We start from the raw sequence: 18,666 nt of genomic DNA on the forward strand, positions 1-18,666 counted from the left end.
CTTCAGGAGCAGGCCTCGGGAGTCAGGATTCAGGAGTCGCGCAGCACGACGAGGTCGTCGCGGTGCACGACTTCACGCTCGTACTCGGCACCGAGTTCACGAGCGAGGTCCCGGGTCGAGCGGCCGAGCAAGGCAGGCAGCTCATCGGAGTCGTAGTTCACGAGCCCCCGGGCGACGACGCGGCCCTGCTCGTCGACCAGGTCAACCGGATCACCGGCGGTGAAGGTACCGTCGACGGCCGAGATCCCGGCCGGCAACAGCGACTTGCGCTGTGTGGCGACGGCGCGTACCGCCCCGGGGTCCAGCCGCAGGCGTCCGAGCCCGTCGGCGATGTGTTCGAGCCAGAGCAGCCTGGTGGAGCGGCGGCGTGCGCGGGAATGGAACCAGGTGCCCACCTCCGCGCCGCCGATGGCTGGCCATGCCTCGTCCGTCGACGTCAGGACCACTTCCACCCCGGATCCGGTCGCGATGGCGGCGGCTTCCACCTTCGTCTGCATCCCGCCGCTGCCCAGGCCGGAGCGCCCGGTTCGCCCGATGCGCAGCTTCTCCAGCTCGTTCGGATCGTAGACGTCTCGCACCCGGTGGGAGTCGGGATGGCCCGGATCGCCGTCGTACAGGCCGTCGACGTCAGACAGTAGGATCAGCGCGTCGGCGTGGACCAGCTGCGCCACCAGTGCGGCCAGCCGGTCGTTGTCCCCGAACCGGATCTCCTGGGTGGCCACCGTGTCGTTCTCGTTGACCACGGGAACGACACCAAGGTTCAGCAACTTGTGCAGGGTCCGGTAGGCGTTGCGGTAGTGCGAGCGGCGCGTGACGTCGTCCACGGTCAGCAGGACCTGCCCGACCTGCAATCCGTGCGCGGCGAAGGCGGCGTTGTAGTGGGCGACGAGCAGGCCCTGCCCGACGCTCGCGGCGGCCTGCTGGCTGGCGAGGTCACGCGGGCGGGCTGGCATGTTCAGTGGCGCCAGGCCCGTGGCGATGGCGCCCGACGACACGAGGACGACCTCCTGGCCCGCGGCGCGTGCCCGCGCCAGGGTGTCGACGAGCGCCACCAGCCGGTGCTCGTCAAGGCCGCCATGGGCCGTGGTCAACGATGACGACCCGACTTTCACGACCAGCCGGGAGGCTTTCGCCACGGGCTCACGCCGCCCGGCCGATGTCTCGCTCACGTCGCTCTCCTTACTCCGGTCTCCTCGCTCCTGCCAGCTCCGTCATTCCAGCCGGGAGTCGGTACCACGCGGACCCAGCTGCTCCGCACCTGCCTGGATGGTCGGCTCCCAGTCGAAGACCACGGCGTTTTCCCCACCGATGACGACCTCGTCTCCGGGCTCGGCTCCCGCCTTGAACAGCTCGTCCTCCACACCCAGCCGGGCCAGGCGGTCAGCCAGATACCCGACGGCCTCGTCGTTGCCGAAGTCGGTCTGATGCACCCACCGTTCGGGCTTCGTGCCACGAACCCGGAAGCGGTAGCCGTCGGGCGTGTGTTCCTTGGTCACGGTGAAGCCGCCGTCGTCAACGGCACGCGGGCGCAGCACGATCCTCGTGGGCTCCGCGGGCTCCGCCGCCGCCCGGGCCGCGCTGACGATCCCGGCCAGCTCGAACATCAGCTCGCGCAACCCGTCCCGGCTGGTCGCGGATACCTCGAAGACGGGCCAGCCGCGGGCGCGGATGTCGTCCCGGACGAAGTCGGCGAGCTCGCGTCCCTCCGGGATGTCCACCTTGTTCAGCACGGCCACCCGCGGGCGATCCGCAAGGCCGCCGTACCGTTCGAGTTCTGCTTCGATGACGTCGATGTCGCTGATCGGATCGCGGCCGGGTTCGAGCGTGGCGCAGTCGACGACGTGCGCCAGAGCCGCGCAACGCTCGACGTGCCGCAGGAACGTGTGGCCGAGCCCGCGGCCCTCGCTGGCCCCTTCGATCAACCCCGGCACGTCGGCGATGGTGAACCGCACGTCGCCCGCCTCGACGACGCCGAGGTTCGGCGCGAGGGTGGTGAACGGGTAGTCCGCGATCTTCGGCCGGGCTGCGGACACGGCGGCGATCAGGCTGGACTTGCCGGCGCTCGGAAAACCGACCAGGCCGACGTCGGCAACGCTCTTCAACTCCAGCACGACATCGAGCTGATCGCCGGGCTCGCCGAGCAGGGCGAAGCCCGGCGCCTTGCGCCGGGGGCTGGCCAGCGCCGCGTTGCCGAGACCGCCCCGCCCGCCGTGGGCGATGACCAGCTTGGTACCGGCGCCGACGAGATCGGCGATGACCTCGCCGTCGGGGCGGGACACCGCCGTACCGTCGGGCACCTTCAGCACGACGTCGGCGCCGTCGGCGCCGTGCCGGTGACCGCCCTCGCCGCCGGTGCCGTTGCCGGCGCGCCGGTGCGGCCGGCGATGGTAGTCGAGCAGCGTGGTGGTGTTGGGGTCGACGACGAGGACGACGTCTCCTCCGCGGCCCCCGTTACCACCATCGGGCCCGCCCAGCGGCTTGAACTTCTCGCGGTGAACGGACACGCAGCCATGACCGCCGTTGCCGGCAGCCAGGTGCAGCACCACTCGGTCGACGAACGACGGTATCGCCACGGCCCGTTCCTCCCTTCTCTCGTGTCGATGATGTCAGCCGGGCATGCATGATGCCGCGACGAGAAAAGCGGGCCGGTCGATCGTGACCGGCCCGCTTTCGGTGATCGCTGTGCTCGTCGGCGGGGTCACTCCCCCGCCGGAACGATGTTGACGACCTTGCGGCCGCGACGGACACCGAACTCCACGGTTCCGACGGTGGTGGCGAACAGGGTGTCGTCACCACCACGGCCGACGTTGGTGCCGGGGTGGAAGTGGGTCCCGCGCTGCCGGACGATGATCTCGCCGGTGTTCACCAGCTGGCCACCGAACCGCTTCACGCCCAGCCGCTTCGAGTTGGAATCACGTCCGTTCTTGCTGGACGAGGCACCCTTCTTGTGCGCCATGATGGTCTCCTCAGATCATCCCCGCGTGCACGGGGAGCACTGCTGTGGCTTATGTGATGTTCTCTATTTAACTCGGGCGAGATCAGGACTTGGCGTCGATGCCGGTGACCTTGACTTTCGTGTACTTCTGCCGATGCCCCTGGCGCCGGCGGTATCCCGTCTTGTTCTTGTACCGCAGAATCTTGATCTTGGGTCCCTTGACTTCGTCGAGGACCTCGGCCGTCACCGAGACCTTCGCCAGCTTGTCCGCGTCGGATGTGACGGTATCGCCGTCGACGACGAGGACCGCGGGCAGTGTCACCGTCGATCCGATCTCGTCGTGGAGCCGGTCAACATTGATGACATCGCCGACGGACACCTTCTGCTGGATGCCGCCGCTACGGACAATCGCGTACACCGCGGACTCACTCTCTTAGGTCGGGCCAGATGGCTCGCTCGGACTGGACTCGGACACGCACGCCCCGCACGGTCTGCGGGCGCACGGGTGGGCAGCGTGAAACACGCCGACGACTAAGGATACGGAGCCGGACGAGCCACGGTCAAACCACCCCCGCGCCGCGAGCTGGAGTCTGGACATACGGTGCGCGCGTACGTTATACATCGGATCACTGAAACATCGGATGACTCATGCTTGTGAGCATGTGGTGGAGGAATGACACGTGGCCGAGAATGATGCGCAGATCGTCGCCGTCGAGACCTCTGATGTCCGGTTCCCGACGTCCCGGGAACTCGATGGCTCGGACGCGATGAACCCCGATCCCGATTACTCGGCCGCATACGTTGTGATCAGGACGGATGCACCCGACGGGCATGAAGGCCACGGGTTCGCCTTCACCATCGGGCGCGGCAACGAGGTGCAGAAGGCGGCCATCGACGCGTTGCGTCCCATGCTCATCGGCCTGCCCCTCGCCGAAACATTGGATGACATGGGGTCGTTCTGGCGACGTCTCGTGCACGATTCGCACCTGCGGTGGCTGGGCCCGGAGAAGGGCGTGATGCACATGGCGATCTCCGCCGTCGTCAACGCCATGTGGGACCTGAAGGCCAAGCGCGCCGGCAAACCCCTGTGGAAACTGCTCGCCGACCTCACGCCCGAGCAGATCGTCGACCTCGTCGACTTCCGCTACATCAGCGACGTCTTGACCCCCGACGACGCGCTGGACATCCTGCGCCGCTCCGACGCCGGCAAGGCCGAACGCGAGGAACGACTCCGCGCCCGGGGCTATCCGGCCTACACGACCACTCCGGGATGGCTGGGCTATACCGACGAGAAGCTGGTGCAACGCTGCGAGGACGCGGTGAACCAGGGATTCAGCCAGATCAAACTCAAAGTCGGCGGCGATCTCGAGCAGGACCGGCGCCGCCTGGAACTAGCCCGCAGCACGTGCGGGCCAGCGATCCGCATCGCCGTCGACGCCAATCAGCGCTGGGACGTTCCCACCGCTATCCGCTGGATCAACGCTTTGGCGCCCTACGAACCCTGGTGGATCGAGGAACCGACCAGCCCCGACGACGTGCTGGGACACGCCGCCATCGCCGAGGCGATCGCACCGATACGCGTGGCCACCGGCGAACACGTGCCCAACCGCATCGTGTTCAAGCAGCTGCTCCAGGCCGGCGCCGTCTCGTTCGTCCAGATCGACGCCGCCCGGGTAGCGGGCGTCAACGAGAACATCGCGATCCTGCTGCTCGCCGCCAAGTTCGGCATCCCCGTCTGCCCGCACGCCGGAGGGGTCGGCCTGTGCGAGCTCGTCCAGCACCTGGCCATGTTCGACTACGTGGCCGTCAGCGCGGAACTCGACGACCGGGTCATCGAGTACGTCGACCACCTGCACGAGCATTTCGTCGATCCGGTCGTCGTCCGCGGCGGCCATTACCTGGCACCCACCATGCCCGGGTTCAGCGCGGCCATGAAGCCTGAGACGATCACGGCATATACCTACCCGGACGGGTCCGCCTGGCAGGACATACGTCACGACCGGGTATGAGCACGGGCCGGTCGTGCAGCGACGTGAAGGAGCGACAAAGGAGTGAGATGGAACGGATCGCCCTGCACACCCGGCTGAAACCCGGCAAGGAGGAAGAATACGAGCGCGTGCACGCCGTCATCCCTCCCGAGCTCGACGCGGCGCTGCGCGACGCTGGCGTGCACGCATGGCGCATTTGGCGCGACGGTCAGGACCTGTTTCACGTGGTCGAGGTCGAGGATTATCAGGCGATGCGCAGAACGCTGCGCGAGCATCCCGCCAACGTGCCCTGGCAGCAACGGATGGCGGAGCTGCTGGAGGTCCCCGACAGCTATGCGGGAGACGACCACGGGCTGCCGCTGGTCTGGGAGCTGCCATGAGTGAGATCGAGAGCGTCGGTGTGGGCCGGTGGAACACCCAGCTCACCACCCTGTCGTTCGGCGGCGCGCCGATCGGCAACCTCTACCGCGAGACCAGCGACGACGACGCGGCGTCGGCCGTCGAGGCGGCCTGGGATGGCGGGATGCGCTACTTCGACACCGCGCCCCACTACGGCCTCGGCCTCTCCGAGCGCCGGCTCGGGGCCGCCCTGCGGGACAAGCCACGCGACGCGTACACCGTGTCCACGAAGGTGGGCCGGGTGCTCGTTCCGTCGGATAACGGCCGGTCCCGCCGCGACGACGAGGGCTATGACGTTCCCGCGACACACCGCCGGGTGTGGGACTTCAGCCGCGACGGGATCCTCCGCTCCGTCGAGCAGAGCCTGGATCGCCTGGGAATGGACCGGGTCGACATCCTGTACCTGCACGACCCCGACGACCATTGGGAACAGGCGGTTGACCATGGCTATCCCGCTCTCGCCGAGTTGCGAGACGAAGGGGTCGTCGACGCGATCGGAGCCGGCATGAACCAATCCGAGATGCTGGCCGATTTCGTGCGCCACACCGACATCGATGTGGTCATGCTCGCTGGTCGGTACACGCTGCTCGAACAGGGCGCGATGGACGATCTCTTGCCGCTGAGCCTCGACCGCGGGGTGCAGATCGTGGCCGTGGGTGTGTTCAATTCCGGGTTGCTGTCCCGCCCGTATCCGGAGCGGGGCGCGAAGTACAACTACGAGGAGGCCCCACCGGAGCTGATCGCCCGGGCGCAACGGATCGCCGAGCTGTGTGCCGATCATCAGACGACGCTGCCCGCTGCGGCGCTGCGGTTTCCGCTCTCCCATCCAGCCGTGGCCAGCGTCGGCGTCGGATGCCGCGACGGCCACCAGGCGCGGCGCAATCTCGAACTGTTCCAGCAGCCGGTGCCGGATGCGCTCTGGCCGGCGCTTCGCGAGGAAGGGCTGCTGCGCGGCGACGTTCCCCTACCGGCGGGAGGCAACCGGTGACGGGGCGAGTGGACGCGCACCACCATCTCTGGGACCCGCAACGCCGCGACTACCCGTGGATGACGGGTCCGGCGGCCCCGCTGCGGCGGCACTACGGGCTGGAAGATCTTCGCGCCGTGACGCCGGATGCCGGTATCGACCGCACGGTGATCGTCCAGGCCGCGCACGACGCGAGCGAGACCGAGGACCTCCTCGACATCGCGGCCTCCTCGGGAGGGCTCGTCGCCGGAGTGGTCGGCTGGGTCGATCTGACCGCCAACGATCTCACCGACCAGCTCGACCGGCTCCGCGCGCGACCCGGCGGAGATCGTCTCGTGGGCGTCCGGCACCAGGTTCACGACGAGGCGGACCCGGAGTGGCTCCTGCGGCCGGAGGTCGGCCGTGGGCTGCGGGTGCTGGCTCGTCAGGGACTCGTGTATGACCTGTTGGTCCGAGTGCGCGAGCTGCCCGCGGCATGCCGGGTGGCCCGGGAGATCGACGACCTCTCATTCGTCCTCGACCACGGCGCGAAACCCCCGATCGCCGACGGTGGCACGGAACCGTGGGCCGGCCTGGTTTCCGACCTCGCCGCATTGCCGAACGTCAGCTGCAAGGTGTCCGGGCTGGTCACCGAGGCGCAGTGGGACCGGTGGACGGTCGACGACCTCCGGCCTTACACTGACCGGCTGCTCGAGTGGTTCGGGCCACCTCGGCTCCTGGCCGGCTCCGACTGGCCGGTGTGCACCCTGGCCGCCAGCTACGCCGAGGTCTTCGCCGCCGCGCGGGCCTGCTTGTCGGACCTCTCGGATGCCGAGTCCGCGGCCGTGTTCGGCGGCACCGCGAGCCGCGTCTACTCCCTGTGACGGGTCAGGTGACGGATCAGCGGACGGGACGGATCACCGGACGGCACGGTTACCGGACGTAACGGGTTAGAGGACCTGGCGCAGCCACTGCTCGACGCCCGCGATGTGCACGGTCATCCAGGATCTCGCCACATCGGGCTGATGTGACGCGAGCGCGTTGTAGATGGCCTGATGCTCGTTGAGCGTGCGCTCGATCGCGCCGTGCTCGGTCAGACCTCGCCAGATCCGGGCGCGCTGCGTCGGTGCCGACAGCCCTTCCAAGATCGAGCTCAGCACCGTGTTGCCAGAAGCCTGGGCGATGCTCCGGTGAAACTCGAGGTCGTTGGCGACCAGCTTGTCCGCCGACGCCGTACCGTCGATCTCGCCCAGGATTCCCCGTAGCCGCTCCAGCGCGTCGTCCTCGATCCGGGTCGCGGCCATCGCCGCGGCCGCCGGCTCGATGATCCGCCGCACTTCGAAGAACTGGAGGACGGTGTCGTCTTGGTGAAACTCCACGACGAAGTTCAGCGCTTCGAGCAGCCGGGGCGAGTCGAGGCTCGTCACATAGGTGCCATCGCCTTGACGCACGTCGAGAATATTCATCAGCGCCAGCGCCCGGACGGCTTCGCGCAACGAGTTGCGCGCCAGGCCCAGACGCGCTGCGAGTTCGGCTTCCTTCGGCAGCCGGTCGCCGGGGCGCAGCTCCCCGCTGACGATCATTTCTTTGATCTTGAGGATCGCCTCGTCCGTGACAGCCATACCGGACGCATCCCTCCCACGAGAGATCGGATGTCTCACATCAAGGACAGTATGCCATTCATATCGCGCCGTCACCGCTATAGCTCCCGGCGGCCACCCGCGGGCACCGGACGACGTCGGCACGTCGAGCCATATCGATCCACTATTCCAGCACGCGGCGTACGCCGTCGAGTTTCGGGTGCATTACGGCCATTGACACTCGAACTCATGCCGATACGATCGGATTCATCCGACGTCTAGCTCGGATACGCCACAGCGAAACGCGCCACGAACGGGAACGAACGGGAGCTCGCGTGACCGACCACCTGCTTGAGATCGACGGGGTCAGCAAAGGATTCCCCGGCGTACAAGCGCTGTCCGGCGTCCATCTGCAGCTGGACGCCGGAGAGGTCCATGCGCTGGTCGGCGAGAACGGCGCCGGCAAATCGACCCTGATGAAGATCCTGGCAGGGATCTATCAGGAGGATTCGGGAACCATCCGTGTCAACGGCAGGCCGGTCCACATCGACAGTCCCCGCACCGCGCAGAACTTGGGCATCAGCATTATCCACCAGGAACTGTCGCTCATGCCCGACCTGACGATCGCCGAAAACATATACATCGGACGGGAGCGACGCCGCGGACTCGGATTCTTCATGGACGACCGTGACCTGAACCGGCGTGCGGGCGCGTTGTTCGACCAGCTGGGCATCTCGCTCGATCCGCGCACGAAGGCGGGTGACCTCCTGGTGGCGCAGCAGCAGGTGGTCGAGATCGCCAAGGCGATGTCCTTCGACGCCCGAATATTGATCATGGACGAGCCCACGGCCGCGCTGACCGATTCGGAGACGGAAACCCTGTTCGGCCTGATCCGTGACCTGCGGCAGCACCATACCGGCATCATCTACATCTCCCATCGCCTGGAAGAGCTCACCGCCATCTCGGACCGCATCACCGTCCTGCGCGACGGCTCGTACATCGACACGCTGGCCACACCCGACACCGACCTGCGCCACGTCATCGCCTTGATGGTCGGCCGCGAGATCAAGGGTGAGACCCGCCCGGCAGTACCCCGAGAGACGCGGCCCACGGCGCTCGAAGTCACCGGGCTCTCGACCAAGAGCCTTCTCAAAGACGTCAGCTTCGACCTCCGCGAGGGCGAGATCCTCGGTTTCGCCGGCCTCATGGGCGCTGGCCGCACCGAAGTGGCACGCGCCATCTGCGGTGCGGATCGGCCCGACCATGGAGATATCACCGTGCACGGCCAGCCGGTGAAGATCAAGAGCCCGTCCGACGCCGCGCGCCTGGGCATCGGGTACCTGTCCGAAGATCGCAAGCGCTTCGGCCTGATGCTCGACCAGGACGTTGGCTTCAACATCTCGATCTCGTCGATTCCCAGCTACACCAACGCCGTCGGCCTCGTCCGGGACAACCAGGTCCGCCAGACCGCGCGGCACCACGTCGAGTCACTCAAGGTCAAGACTCCGAGCATCGCGCAGCAAACCACCAACCTCTCCGGAGGGAACCAGCAGAAGGTGGTCATCGCGAAGTGGCTGGCCCGCGACTGCGACATCTTGATCTTCGACGAACCCACCCGCGGTATCGACGTCGGAGCCAAGGAAGAGATCTACGACCTCCTGACAACCCTGGCAGACCAGGGGAAATCCATCATCATGATCTCGTCGGAGCTGCCCGAGATCCTCCGGCTCTCGCACCGCATCGTCGTCATGTGCGAGGGGCGGGTCACGGGAGTACTCGACAACGCTGACGCCGACCAGGAGATCCTCATGGATTACGCCACTCGAGCCGGAGCACATGGAGGCATGACGGTATGAAGCCGGTAGAGACGGCCGAGCGCACCCCCGAGGCGGGGCCCGAAGCCGCGAACGGAGGCGCAACCCTCGGCACGTCACGCGGATTCCTGCGCAAGCAACTTCAGCAGATCCTGGCCTTCGCCAGCTTGATCGTGCTCGTGGGCTTCTTCGCCCTGGCCAACAGCAACTTTCTGACCTGGTCCAACATGATGGGCATCCTGGTGTCCACAGCAGTGATCGGGATCCTGGCGTTGGGCACCACCTACGTCATCATCACCGGGGGCATCGAGCTGTCCCTCGGTACCGGGATGACGCTCTCGGCCGTCATGACCGGCGTCTTCTTGGCGAACCTCGGATTGCCACTCGTCGTGGGCGTCCTCGGAGGAATCATGGTCGGAGCCTTCATCGGCTTCGTCAACGGATTCAACGTCGCCATCCTGAAGATCCCGCCGTTCATCGCGACGCTCGCCATGATGCTCATCGCGGAGGGCCTGGCTCTGGTGATCTCGGGCACCGCACCGATCTACTTCACCGACGTCCCCGGGTTCACGAGCATCTCGCAAGGCACGCTGATCCCGGGGGTCAACGTCCCCAACGCGGTGATCATCCTCATCGGGCTGACAGCCGTCGGCGCGATCATCCTGAACAAGTCCGTTCTCGGCCGGTACACGTTCGCGATAGGCAGCAACGAAGAGGCCGCGAGGATCTCCGGCATCAACATCCGGAAGTGGAAGATCCTCGTCTACACGCTGTCGGGAGCGTTCATGGGGATCGCCGGTGTGGTGCTCGCCGCGCGGCTGAACTCCGCACAACCATCCCTCGGCGTCGGCTACGAACTCCAGGCCATCGCCGCCGTCGTCATCGGGGGTACGTCTCTTCAAGGCGGCAAGGGCAGCATCGTCGGCACGCTCATCGGTGCCTTGATCGTGGGAACCGTCACCAACGGCCTGCGGATCATGTCGATACCCCAGGAGTGGCAGACCGTCATCATCGGCCTCGTCATCCTCGTCGCCGTCTACACCGACATCCTCCGGCGCCGCAGACAGAGCTGATCGCATCCACCGGCACCACATACGGCACGACATCCACGCATCACACAACACGGGAGCGCACATGAGCATGAACCATACGACGAGACGCCGGTCACTCGGGCTGGCCGGCATCATGATGGCCGGGATCCTCCTGGCCGCCTGCGCCGACGACGACACGACCGCGTCCGACGATTCGGCCGGCGACGGCGGGTACGACATCGCCCTCGTGTCCAAAGGGTTCCAGCACCAGTTCTGGCAGGCCGTGCAGCAGGGTGCCGAGGAGGCAGCCGACGAGTTCGGCGCCGAGATCACGTTCGAGGGCCCCGACTCCGAGTCCGAGGTCGCCCAGCAGATCGACATGCTCCAGTCCGCCCTGGACCGCAGTCCTGATGCCATCGGGTTCGCCGCGCTGGACAGTCAGGCGGCTGCGCCTCTCATGGACGAGGCGGCCAACCGGGACATACCCGTGGTGGCATTCGACTCCGGCGTCGACAGCGACGTTCCGCTCGCCACCGCCGCCACGGACAACCGCGCCGCGGCGGCGCTCGCCGCGGAGAAGATGGTGGAGCACATCGACGGCGAAGGGAAGATCGCCCTCATCGTTCATGACCAGACCAGCGTCACCGGCGTCGAGCGCCGTGACGGTTTCGTCGAGTACATCGAGGAGAACGCGCCGGACGTCGAGATCGTCTCGGTGCAGTACGGCGGTGGTGACCACCTCGAATCCACCAACCTCGCGACCGCGATTCTCGAAGGTAACCCCGACCTCGACGGGATCTACGGTTCCAACGAGGGCTCGGCCATCGGCGTCATCAATGCCGTCGAAGAGCTCGGGATGGCCGGGGATCTCACTATCATCGGCTTCGACTCCGGACAAGCGCAGATCGATGCGATCCGCGACGGCACCATGACCGGCGCCATCACCCAGAACCCGATCGGCATCGGCTACGAGACGGTCAAGGCGGCCGTGATGGCCCTGGAGGGCGAGGAACTTCCCGAGACCATCGACACCGGATACTTCTGGTACGACTCCTCCAACATCGACGACGAGGAGATCCAGGAAGTGCTCTACGAGTAGAGCATCCAAGGAGGGCACGGAGGCACAAGGGCACGGGGCACGAAGGCACGGGGGCACGGTCCACGGCGTCTACTGGTCCGGGCGGGGCAGCCGCGCGTTCACCCGGGGGCAGCTCGGGGAACGGCGCGTGCGGCTCGGCCTGGTACCAGCACGCCGTGCTCGATGGTGACCGTGATGGATCGCCGGAAGGGCACCCTAGCGCGCGGGCAATCGATTGCTCACGCGTGCGCTACAGCGGGGGCGGCTTCAGTATCTCCGCCTCGGCATCCCATGTGCCCTGTGCCAGACGGGTGACTCGCGGCGGTGCCGGTGCCTCGAACTCGGCCACCACACGTAGCGCGCCGAGCATCTCTTCGGGCCGGACGGTGGGCTCCTGATGCTCGATGACACATCGGATGGCCGGCGCATCCGCATCCGCGCCCTCGTCCGTGACCATGTCGGCGTACAGCACCGCGCCGCGTGCGTCGAGCGACCTCGTTCCCTTCTTCGTCAGCCGCTCGACCGCGACGGACTCGGCCGCGAGGAACGCGTCGAGTGCCCGGCCGACGGCACCCGCCTCGGCGCCAGGCAATGCGATCTCCCACCACGACGCCGCCAACCACGACGCCAGGGACGACGCCCTGGACGGCAGCTGGGACGGTGACCGGGAATCAACTTGATCGGCGTCGGCCTCGGCGACGGTGATGACGTCGAGCCCCGGCGGGAGTGCATCGTCGAGGGCAGAACGGACCTGTTCCGGGGCGCACCAGTCGGTCAGCGAGATCTCCAGATACTCGGCTTCGCTCGCACAGCCCGTGGGCGCGGCCCCGATGAACGACACCTTCGGGTGCGGGGTGAACCCGTGCGAATAGGCCACCGGCACCCCGGCACGGCGCACCGCGCGTTCGAACGCGCGCTGGAAGTCGCGATGGCTGGTGAACCGCAGCCGCCCCCGCTTGGCGAACTGCACCCACATCTTCTGCACGGCCGGGCGCTGGTCACGGTCGGGCACGGCCTGCTTGACGCGCGAACTCACGCAGCCCAGCCTAGCCCGGACGGTCCGGGCTGACCGGGGCAGCTGGGGTCCGGGCTGGTCAGGCAGGCTGGGGTCCGGAGTAACCGGGGCAGCTGGGGTCCGAGCTGGTCAGGTAGCTATGCGGAGCCAGGCGGCTCTGGCGGGCGGTAGTGCCGCCAAGGCCGGGCCACTTCCAGCTGCGCCGACAGCGACAGCAGCATCTCCTCGGTGCCGTGCTGGCCGCCCAGCATCACGCCCACCGGCACCGGCGGGTCGTCAGCCGCGCCACCCCGCGTCCACGACAACGGCAGGCTGATCGCCGGCCAGCCCGTAAGGTTCCAGACACTAGTCCACGGCGTGTAGGCCACCTGCGCGGCGAAGTCTGCGGCAGGATCATCGTCGTTGCGCAGTTCGCCGATGAAGGCCGGCGGGCGCGCCAGTGTCGGCGAGACGATCACGTCGTATCCCGCCCACGTGACGGCGGCCTCACGTGTCGTTTCCTGGGCTGAGGTGACGGCGCTGGCGTAGTCCAGACCGGAGACGGATCTGCCCTGCTCACGGAGCCATCGAGTCAGCGGCACCAGCCGATCCTCGGCCTCGGGCGGGAGCGGGATGCTCAACGCCAGGACGGACCACAGGGCCTCGAACGATGACCACCGTTGCGCCGGGAACGGCACCGGAGCGTGCTCCACGTGATGGCCGAGCTCCTCAAGCAGCGCCGCCGTCTCCTCGACCGCGGTTATGCAGGACGGGTCGACCGGAACGTCGGCGATGATCGGGGTCGTGAGCACGCCGACCCGTAGCGTTCCGGGCTCGCGGGCGCACGCATCCACGTAGCTCGTCTTCGGTCCGGCCAGGATGAACTGGTCGCCCGGCCATGACGCGGACAGGACGTCCAGCGCCGCCGCCGTGTCCCGCACGTCGCGGGTGAGGACACCGTTGATCGCGAGTCCGGCTCCCTCCACACCGTGTGGGCCCGGGCTCACCCGTCCACGCGTCGGCTTCAACCCGACCAGGCCACAGGCGCTGGCGGGAATACGGATGGATCCGCCGCCATCATTGCCGTGCGCCATCGGCACGATGCCCGCCGCCACGGCAGCCGCCGCTCCCCCGCTGGAACCGCCAGCCGAGCGGCGCGTATCCCACGGGGATCGCGCCGGCGGCGCGATGTCCGGTTCGGTGTAGGCGGGCAACCCCACCTCGGGCGTGTTCGTCTTGCCGATGGTGACCGTCCCGGCCTGGTTGAGCAGCGTCACCACGCCATCGTCGACGGGCGCGTCCGCGTCGCCGAGCGCGGCGCTGCCGTACCGGACCGGCACACCCGCCACGCGCACCAGATCCTTGATGGGACAGGGCACCCCGAGCAGGGGCGTGGCCGGCCCCGACCCGTCGTAGCGCCCGGCCGCGGCGAGCGCCCGCTCCCGCGCGCGGGCCTGTTCGCGCGCCAGCTCCGGAGTGAGCTCGACGAATGCACCGAGCTGCGGATCCAGCCGCTGCGCTCGATCCAGGCTGTGCTCCACGACCTCCGTGGGCGAGAGATCTCCCGCCCGGATCGCAGCGGCTATGTCGAGCGCGGTCAACTCGTGGATCTCCGTCACGCATCCGACCCTACGAGCCCGCTCGCGAACAGTGGGAGCAGGCGGGCCGCAAGCGCCGCTCCGGACGGCCGCACCTCCTCTGACCGCCGTTCGTCACACGCCAACCCCGGCCGTCGGCGGTCCCCTCCATGAACCCGCTGACGCGCAGGGTTGGCGCGCGCCCGGCCCGGAACGCTATAGTGCCCTCTCGTGGTCGAGATTCGCTGGTATTGGCGCTTTACGTCGGCTCCGGGTGGAGCCGGCGGTCAGACGCGCTGACCAGCCCTCACCCGGAGCCAGCCAGGCAGAGACCGTCGGTCTCTGCCTTTTGTCATTCAGGCGGGCCGGCCGGGTGAGTACCGCGGGCGTCCCGCCCCGAGACGAGGAACGGACCCGCGAATGTGTCAGAGCGAACCCCATCGATCCACACGCAATCCGAGCAGTGATGCCTCGAGTGTCAGTGATCTGCGCGTCGCCGGCTTCCAACCGCTCGATGCACCCCGTCAGCTCCTGGAGGAGCTTCCCCTTGACGACCGGCACGCCGCGACGGTGCGCACGTCCCGGGATGAGGTGCGTTCGATCGTCTCCGGCGACGACGACCGCCTGCTCGTCGTGGTGGGCCCGTGCTCGATCCACGATCCCGATGCGGCCCTCGATTACGCTCGCCGGCTCGCTCCCGTGGCCCGCGAGCTGGACGACGACCTGCGCATCGTCATGCGGGTGTACTTCGAGAAGCCACGCACCACGGTGGGGTGGAAGGGCCTGATCAATGACCCCGGCCTCGACGGATCCCACGACGTCCGGCGGGGCCTGCGCATCGCCCGGGAGCTACTGTTCGACGTGCTCGACACCGGCCTGCCCGCGGGATGCGAGTTCCTCGAACCGATCAGCCCGCAGTACATCGCCGACACCGTCTCGTGGGGTGCCATCGGCGCCCGAACTCCGGAAAGCCAGGTCCACCGCCAGCTTGCCTCCGGCCTGTCGATGCCGGTAGGGGTCAAGAACGCGACGAGCGGAGATGTCCAGGCGGCCATCGACGGATGTATCGCGGCCGCGCACCGCCACGTGTTCTTCGGCGTGGACGAGGACGGCCGCGCGGCTGCGGTCTCCACCATCGGCAACCCGGACTGCCACGTCATCCTGCGCGGCGGCAGCGCCGGCCCGAACTACGGGCCCACCGACGTTCGCGACGCGCTGGCCCTGCTGCACAAGGCCGAGCTGCCACAGCGGCTCGTCATCGACGCCAGTCATGGCAACAGCGGCAAGGACCATCTCCGGCAAGCCGTGGTGGCCCGGGAGATCGCCGAGCAGATCGCCGGCGGCGAGACGGGGATCGCCGGGGTGATGCTGGAGAGCTTCCTCGAAGCCGGCCGCCAGGACCTCGACGGTTCGTCCCTGACGTACGGCCAGAGCGTCACCGACGCTTGCATGGACTGGGCGAGTACCGAGGAGCTCCTGGGTGAGCTCGCCGCCGCGGTTCGCGCCCGCCGCCAGGCCTAGCCTCACCCCCAGCGACGCCCGTGCCGGCCAGCGGGATCTGTCCCGGTCAACACCGACGAGGTATGTGCCGTGCACGCCGAGACCACACCGGAAAACGCCTTCCGCGATCGATCGACGTGGTCTGGGCGTGCACGGCGCGTGGTCTGGGCGTGCACGGCGCGCGGGCCTCACCGCGCATGGCGCCGTGTGCCGGGAGCGGGCGAAGCTAGCGGACGGCGACGGTGACGTCGCCAGACCAGGCAGGGACTAGCTCGCCCACGACCGGATGGCCCGGGATCTCGCCGGCAACGAGCAGCCCGCCCGACGTCTGCGCGTCCGCCAGCAGGAGCAGCTCGCTCTCGTCCAGATCGGCCGTGCGGCCAGAATCGCCGCCGCGGGGATCGACGTGTGGCCGCACCCATTCCAGGTTGCGCCGCGTCCCGCCGCTGACGTAGCCCTGCGCGAGAGCTTCGCGCGCCCCGTCCACGTACGGTATCTGGCCCGCATACACGACCGCGCCCACGCCGCTCGCCCGGGCCAGCTTGTGCAGGTGGCCAAGGAAGCCGAAGCCGGTGACGTCGGTGGCGCACCGTGCTCCCAGCTCAACAGCCGCGCGGGCCGCGTCCCGGTTGAGCTCCGCCATCACCTCGATCGCTGCCGGGGACACCTCGCCGGTCGCCTTGTGGCGGTTGTTGAGCACGCCAAGTCCCAGGGGTTTGGTCAGCGTCAATGGCTGGCCAGCCGTTCCGGCGTCGTTGCGCAACAGCCGGTGCGCGTCGGCGATGCCGGTCACCGCCATGCCGTACTTCGGCTCCGGGTCGTCGACGCTGTGCCCGCCCGCCACATGGCAGCCGGCCGTGCGCGCGACGTCCAGGCCACCGCGCAGTACCTCGCTGGCCACATCCATGGGCAGCACGTCCCGAGGCCACCCCAGCAGATTCAGCGCCACCACGGGCTGTCCACCCATGGCGTAGATGTCGGACAGCGCGTTGGCCGTGGCGATCCGCCCCCAGTCGTAGGCGTCGTCGACGACGGGGGTGAAGAAGTCCGCGGTGGCCAGCACGGCTCGATCGCCGTCGATGCGGACGGCAGCGGCGTCGTCGCCGTCGTCCAGACCGACGACGAGCCCGCCAACCGAACCCGGGGAACCGGGCGAACCTGGGGAACCCGGGGAACGTGCGCCCACGAGGCCGGACATGACGTCCTCCAGCTCCCCCGGCGGGATCTTGCACGCGCACCCTCCACCGTGGGCATACTGCGTGAGCCGGATGTGCTGGCCGGGTCGTGTCCGCTGGATTCCCTGGTCTTCCGTCACCGTCATGGCTCCTTCAATGCCCACATCACGTCGTTTGACACACCCGATTGTGGTTAGCGTGGACGTGGAGGCGTTTAGGTGGCTGGTGCCCCTCCCGGTCTTCAAAACCGGTGTGGCCCGGGAACCGGGCCAGGCGGGTTCGATTCCCGTCCGTCTCCGCTACCGATCACAGGAGGTGTGGCGTGCTCTCCGAACACGACGCGGAATCGCGGCGCCGCATCCCGGGGACAGACACGTTGCTCGCCGAACCCCGGTTCACCGCCGCGACGTCGGCCCTCGGCCGCGACCTCGTGAAGGCCGCCATCACCCAGGCACAGGACCGTGCCCGCCGGGGTGAGATCACGCCCGAGGACGTCGGGGACACCGCCGCAGGGTCGCTTCCCCCACGGGCGAGCACGCTACGCCCAGTGATCAACGCGACGGGTGTCGTCTTGCACACCAACCTGGGACGCGCTCCCTTGTCCCCGGCGGCGGTAGCGGCCGTGCACGCCGCAGCGGGACACACCGACGTCGAGTACGACACGGACACCGGGCGCCGCGACCTCCGGGGACGCGGTGTCGTGGACGCTCTCGGCGCCGCCGTGCCCTCTGCCGAAGCCGCCCACGTCGTCAACAACGGCGCCGCCGCACTCGTGCTCGCCGCTACCGCGCTGGCGCCCGGTCAGGAGGTGGTGGTCAGCCGGGGCGAACTGGTCGAGATCGGGGATGGCTTCCGGCTGCCGGAACTGCTCGAATCGACCGGTGCCGTCCTGCGCGAGGTCGGGACGACGAACCGGACCAGGCTCGACGACTACCGCGCCGTTCTGGGCCCCGACACGGGATTCGTGCTGAAGGTTCACCCGTCGAACTTCGTCATCCAGGGATTCACGTCGTCGGTGTCCATCCGTGACCTAGCCCAGCTCGGTGCCACGGTGGTTGCCGACCTGGGCTCCGGGCTGCTCTCACCGGATCCCCTGCTTCCGGACGAGCCGGACGCATCGAGTGCGCTCGCCGACGGCGCCGCCCTGGTCACGGGCAGCGGCGACAAGCTGCTCGGCGGCCCGCAGGCCGGTCTGCTCCTGGGCCGTGCCGAGATCATCGAACAGCTTCGCCGCCACCCTCTCGCCCGGGCGCTCCGGGTGGACAAGCTCACCCTGGCCGCGCTGGAGGCGACACTGCGCGGCCCCGAGACGCCGACGTGGGCGGCACTGCGGCACGATGCCGCCGAGCTGCACGCCCGGGCGGAAGAACTACGGGACGGGCTCCGGCAAGACGGCGTCACCTCGGAGACCGTCGAGACAGCCAGCGTCGTCGGCGGGGGTGGTGGCCCCGGGCTGGAGCTCACCTCGTGGGCGGTGGCCGTCGACCCCGGGCTAGCGGCCCCGTTACGACAGCACGAGCCCGCCGTAGTCGGCCGGCTCGAACGCGACCGGCTGCTGCTCGATCTGCGGTGCGTGCCTTCCGATCAGGATTCCACGCTGCGTTCCGCCGTCGTGTCCGCGTGGCACCGGCAAGCACGATCGGAGTGAC

At 68.3% G+C, this 18,666-nt stretch carries 17 protein-coding genes and 1 tRNA gene; 10 read left to right on the top strand and 8 right to left on the bottom strand.

The genetic code is table 11. From position 1 onward, the window contains the following. Positions 1-29: 29 nt before the first annotated feature. From proB to rplU, 4 genes are all read right to left on the bottom strand, one after another. Positions 30-1,169, bottom strand: coding sequence for a glutamate 5-kinase (proB, locus tag DPM12_RS09615; RefSeq protein WP_112258106.1), 1,140 nt, complete (start codon positions 1,167-1,169; stop codon positions 30-32). 42 nt (positions 1,170-1,211) lie between these two features. Beyond that, positions 1,212-2,567, bottom strand: a complete 1,356-nt coding sequence (gene obgE / locus DPM12_RS09620; protein WP_112258245.1) for a GTPase ObgE — start codon at positions 2,565-2,567, stop codon at positions 1,212-1,214. A gap of 131 nt (positions 2,568-2,698) precedes the next feature. Further along, positions 2,699-2,956, bottom strand: a complete 258-nt coding sequence (gene rpmA, locus DPM12_RS09625) for a 50S ribosomal protein L27 (protein WP_112258107.1) — start codon at positions 2,954-2,956, stop codon at positions 2,699-2,701. 82 nt (positions 2,957-3,038) lie between these two features. Then, the gene (gene rplU, locus DPM12_RS09630; protein ID WP_112258108.1) at positions 3,039-3,353 is read right to left on the bottom strand and encodes a 50S ribosomal protein L21; all 315 of its coding nucleotides are present in this window, start codon (positions 3,351-3,353) and stop codon (positions 3,039-3,041) included. Positions 3,354-3,615: 262 nt separating this feature from the next. On the opposite strand from rplU, the gene DPM12_RS09635 reads away from it, so the two are divergent. The 4 genes from DPM12_RS09635 to DPM12_RS09650 are packed head-to-tail and all read left to right on the top strand — an operon-like array spanning position 3,616 to position 7,152. Beyond that, positions 3,616-4,944, top strand: coding sequence for an enolase C-terminal domain-like protein (locus DPM12_RS09635; RefSeq protein WP_211658735.1), 1,329 nt, complete (start codon positions 3,616-3,618; stop codon positions 4,942-4,944). Between the two features lie 47 nt (positions 4,945-4,991). Then, positions 4,992-5,303: an L-rhamnose mutarotase gene (locus tag DPM12_RS09640; protein WP_112258109.1), complete on the top strand. Its 312-nt coding sequence runs from the start codon at positions 4,992-4,994 to the stop codon at positions 5,301-5,303. Further along, a complete protein-coding gene (locus DPM12_RS09645) occupies positions 5,300-6,310 on the top strand; it encodes an aldo/keto reductase (RefSeq protein ID WP_211658742.1) in 1,011 nt (336 codons plus the stop codon). Before DPM12_RS09640 ends, DPM12_RS09645 begins: the two co-directional genes overlap by 4 nt. Then, a complete protein-coding gene (locus tag DPM12_RS09650) occupies positions 6,307-7,152 on the top strand; it encodes an amidohydrolase family protein (protein ID WP_211658744.1) in 846 nt (281 codons plus the stop codon). Before DPM12_RS09645 ends, DPM12_RS09650 begins: the two co-directional genes overlap by 4 nt. 66 nt (positions 7,153-7,218) lie before the next feature. On the opposite strand, the gene DPM12_RS09655 is transcribed toward DPM12_RS09650, so the two are convergent. Beyond that, complete coding sequence (locus DPM12_RS09655; RefSeq protein ID WP_112258111.1) at positions 7,219-7,890, bottom strand: FadR/GntR family transcriptional regulator; 672 nt, start codon at positions 7,888-7,890, stop codon at positions 7,219-7,221. Positions 7,891-8,183: 293 nt separating this feature from the next. Here DPM12_RS09655 and DPM12_RS09660 point away from each other — a divergent pair, with 293 nt between their 5' ends. The 3 genes from DPM12_RS09660 to DPM12_RS09670 all read left to right on the top strand — a co-directional run bounded on the left by DPM12_RS09660 (position 8,184) and on the right by DPM12_RS09670 (position 11,792). Continuing rightward, positions 8,184-9,704 (top strand): sugar ABC transporter ATP-binding protein, encoded by a 1,521-nt coding sequence (locus DPM12_RS09660; RefSeq protein ID WP_112258112.1) that lies wholly within the window; start codon positions 8,184-8,186, stop codon positions 9,702-9,704. Further along, a complete protein-coding gene (locus tag DPM12_RS09665) occupies positions 9,701-10,735 on the top strand; it encodes an ABC transporter permease (protein WP_112258113.1) in 1,035 nt (344 codons plus the stop codon). The genes DPM12_RS09660 and DPM12_RS09665 overlap by 4 nt, the downstream gene beginning before the upstream one ends. A gap of 67 nt (positions 10,736-10,802) precedes the next feature. Further along, positions 10,803-11,792: an ABC transporter substrate-binding protein gene (locus DPM12_RS09670; RefSeq protein WP_170313689.1), complete on the top strand. Its 990-nt coding sequence runs from the start codon at positions 10,803-10,805 to the stop codon at positions 11,790-11,792. A 229-nt stretch (positions 11,793-12,021) separates the two neighbouring features. Here the strand turns inward: DPM12_RS09670 and DPM12_RS09675 are convergent, their stop codons facing one another. Both DPM12_RS09675 and DPM12_RS09680 read right to left on the bottom strand, forming a co-directional pair. Then, positions 12,022-12,807, bottom strand: a complete 786-nt coding sequence (locus tag DPM12_RS09675) for a TIGR03936 family radical SAM-associated protein (protein ID WP_211658746.1) — start codon at positions 12,805-12,807, stop codon at positions 12,022-12,024. Positions 12,808-12,923: 116 nt separating this feature from the next. Continuing rightward, a complete protein-coding gene (locus DPM12_RS09680; RefSeq protein WP_112258115.1) occupies positions 12,924-14,384 on the bottom strand; it encodes an amidase in 1,461 nt (486 codons plus the stop codon). Positions 14,385-14,762: 378 nt separating this feature from the next. Between DPM12_RS09680 and DPM12_RS09685 the strand changes: the two genes are divergently transcribed. Continuing rightward, positions 14,763-15,863, top strand: a complete 1,101-nt coding sequence (locus DPM12_RS09685) for a 3-deoxy-7-phosphoheptulonate synthase (RefSeq protein WP_112258116.1) — start codon at positions 14,763-14,765, stop codon at positions 15,861-15,863. 205 nt (positions 15,864-16,068) lie between these two features. Here the strand turns inward: DPM12_RS09685 and selD are convergent, their stop codons facing one another. After that, a complete protein-coding gene (selD, locus tag DPM12_RS09690) occupies positions 16,069-17,163 on the bottom strand; it encodes a selenide, water dikinase SelD (RefSeq protein WP_112258117.1) in 1,095 nt (364 codons plus the stop codon). Positions 17,164-17,223: 60 nt separating this feature from the next. Here selD and DPM12_RS23165 point away from each other — a divergent pair. Both DPM12_RS23165 and selA read left to right on the top strand, forming a co-directional pair. After that, positions 17,224-17,316, top strand: a tRNA-Sec gene (locus DPM12_RS23165). 23 nt (positions 17,317-17,339) lie between these two features. After that, positions 17,340-18,665, top strand: a complete 1,326-nt coding sequence (gene selA / locus DPM12_RS09695) for an L-seryl-tRNA(Sec) selenium transferase (protein WP_112258118.1) — start codon at positions 17,340-17,342, stop codon at positions 18,663-18,665. Position 18,666: the final 1 nt, after the last annotated feature.

This window comes from Phytoactinopolyspora halophila (genome assembly GCF_003287285.1).
GTDB lineage: Bacteria > Actinomycetota > Actinomycetes > Jiangellales > Jiangellaceae > Phytoactinopolyspora_A > Phytoactinopolyspora_A halophila.

Excerpts from the sequence above, each read along its gene's own strand:
- rpmA (WP_112258107.1), bottom strand. The coding sequence starts at position 2,956 with ATGGCGCACAAGAAGGGTGCCTCGTCCAGCAAGAACGGACGTGATTCC.
- DPM12_RS09640 (WP_112258109.1), top strand. The coding sequence starts at position 4,992 with ATGGAACGGATCGCCCTGCACACCCGGCTGAAACCCGGCAAGGAGGAA.
- DPM12_RS09645 (WP_211658742.1), top strand. The coding sequence starts at position 5,300 with ATGAGTGAGATCGAGAGCGTCGGTGTGGGCCGGTGGAACACCCAGCTC.
- DPM12_RS09655 (WP_112258111.1), bottom strand. The coding sequence starts at position 7,890 with ATGGCTGTCACGGACGAGGCGATCCTCAAGATCAAAGAAATGATCGTC.
- DPM12_RS09665 (WP_112258113.1), top strand. The coding sequence starts at position 9,701 with ATGAAGCCGGTAGAGACGGCCGAGCGCACCCCCGAGGCGGGGCCCGAA.
- DPM12_RS09670 (WP_170313689.1), top strand. The coding sequence starts at position 10,803 with ATGAACCATACGACGAGACGCCGGTCACTCGGGCTGGCCGGCATCATG.
- DPM12_RS09685 (WP_112258116.1), top strand. The coding sequence starts at position 14,763 with ATGTGTCAGAGCGAACCCCATCGATCCACACGCAATCCGAGCAGTGAT.
- selD (WP_112258117.1), bottom strand. The coding sequence starts at position 17,163 with ATGACGGTGACGGAAGACCAGGGAATCCAGCGGACACGACCCGGCCAG.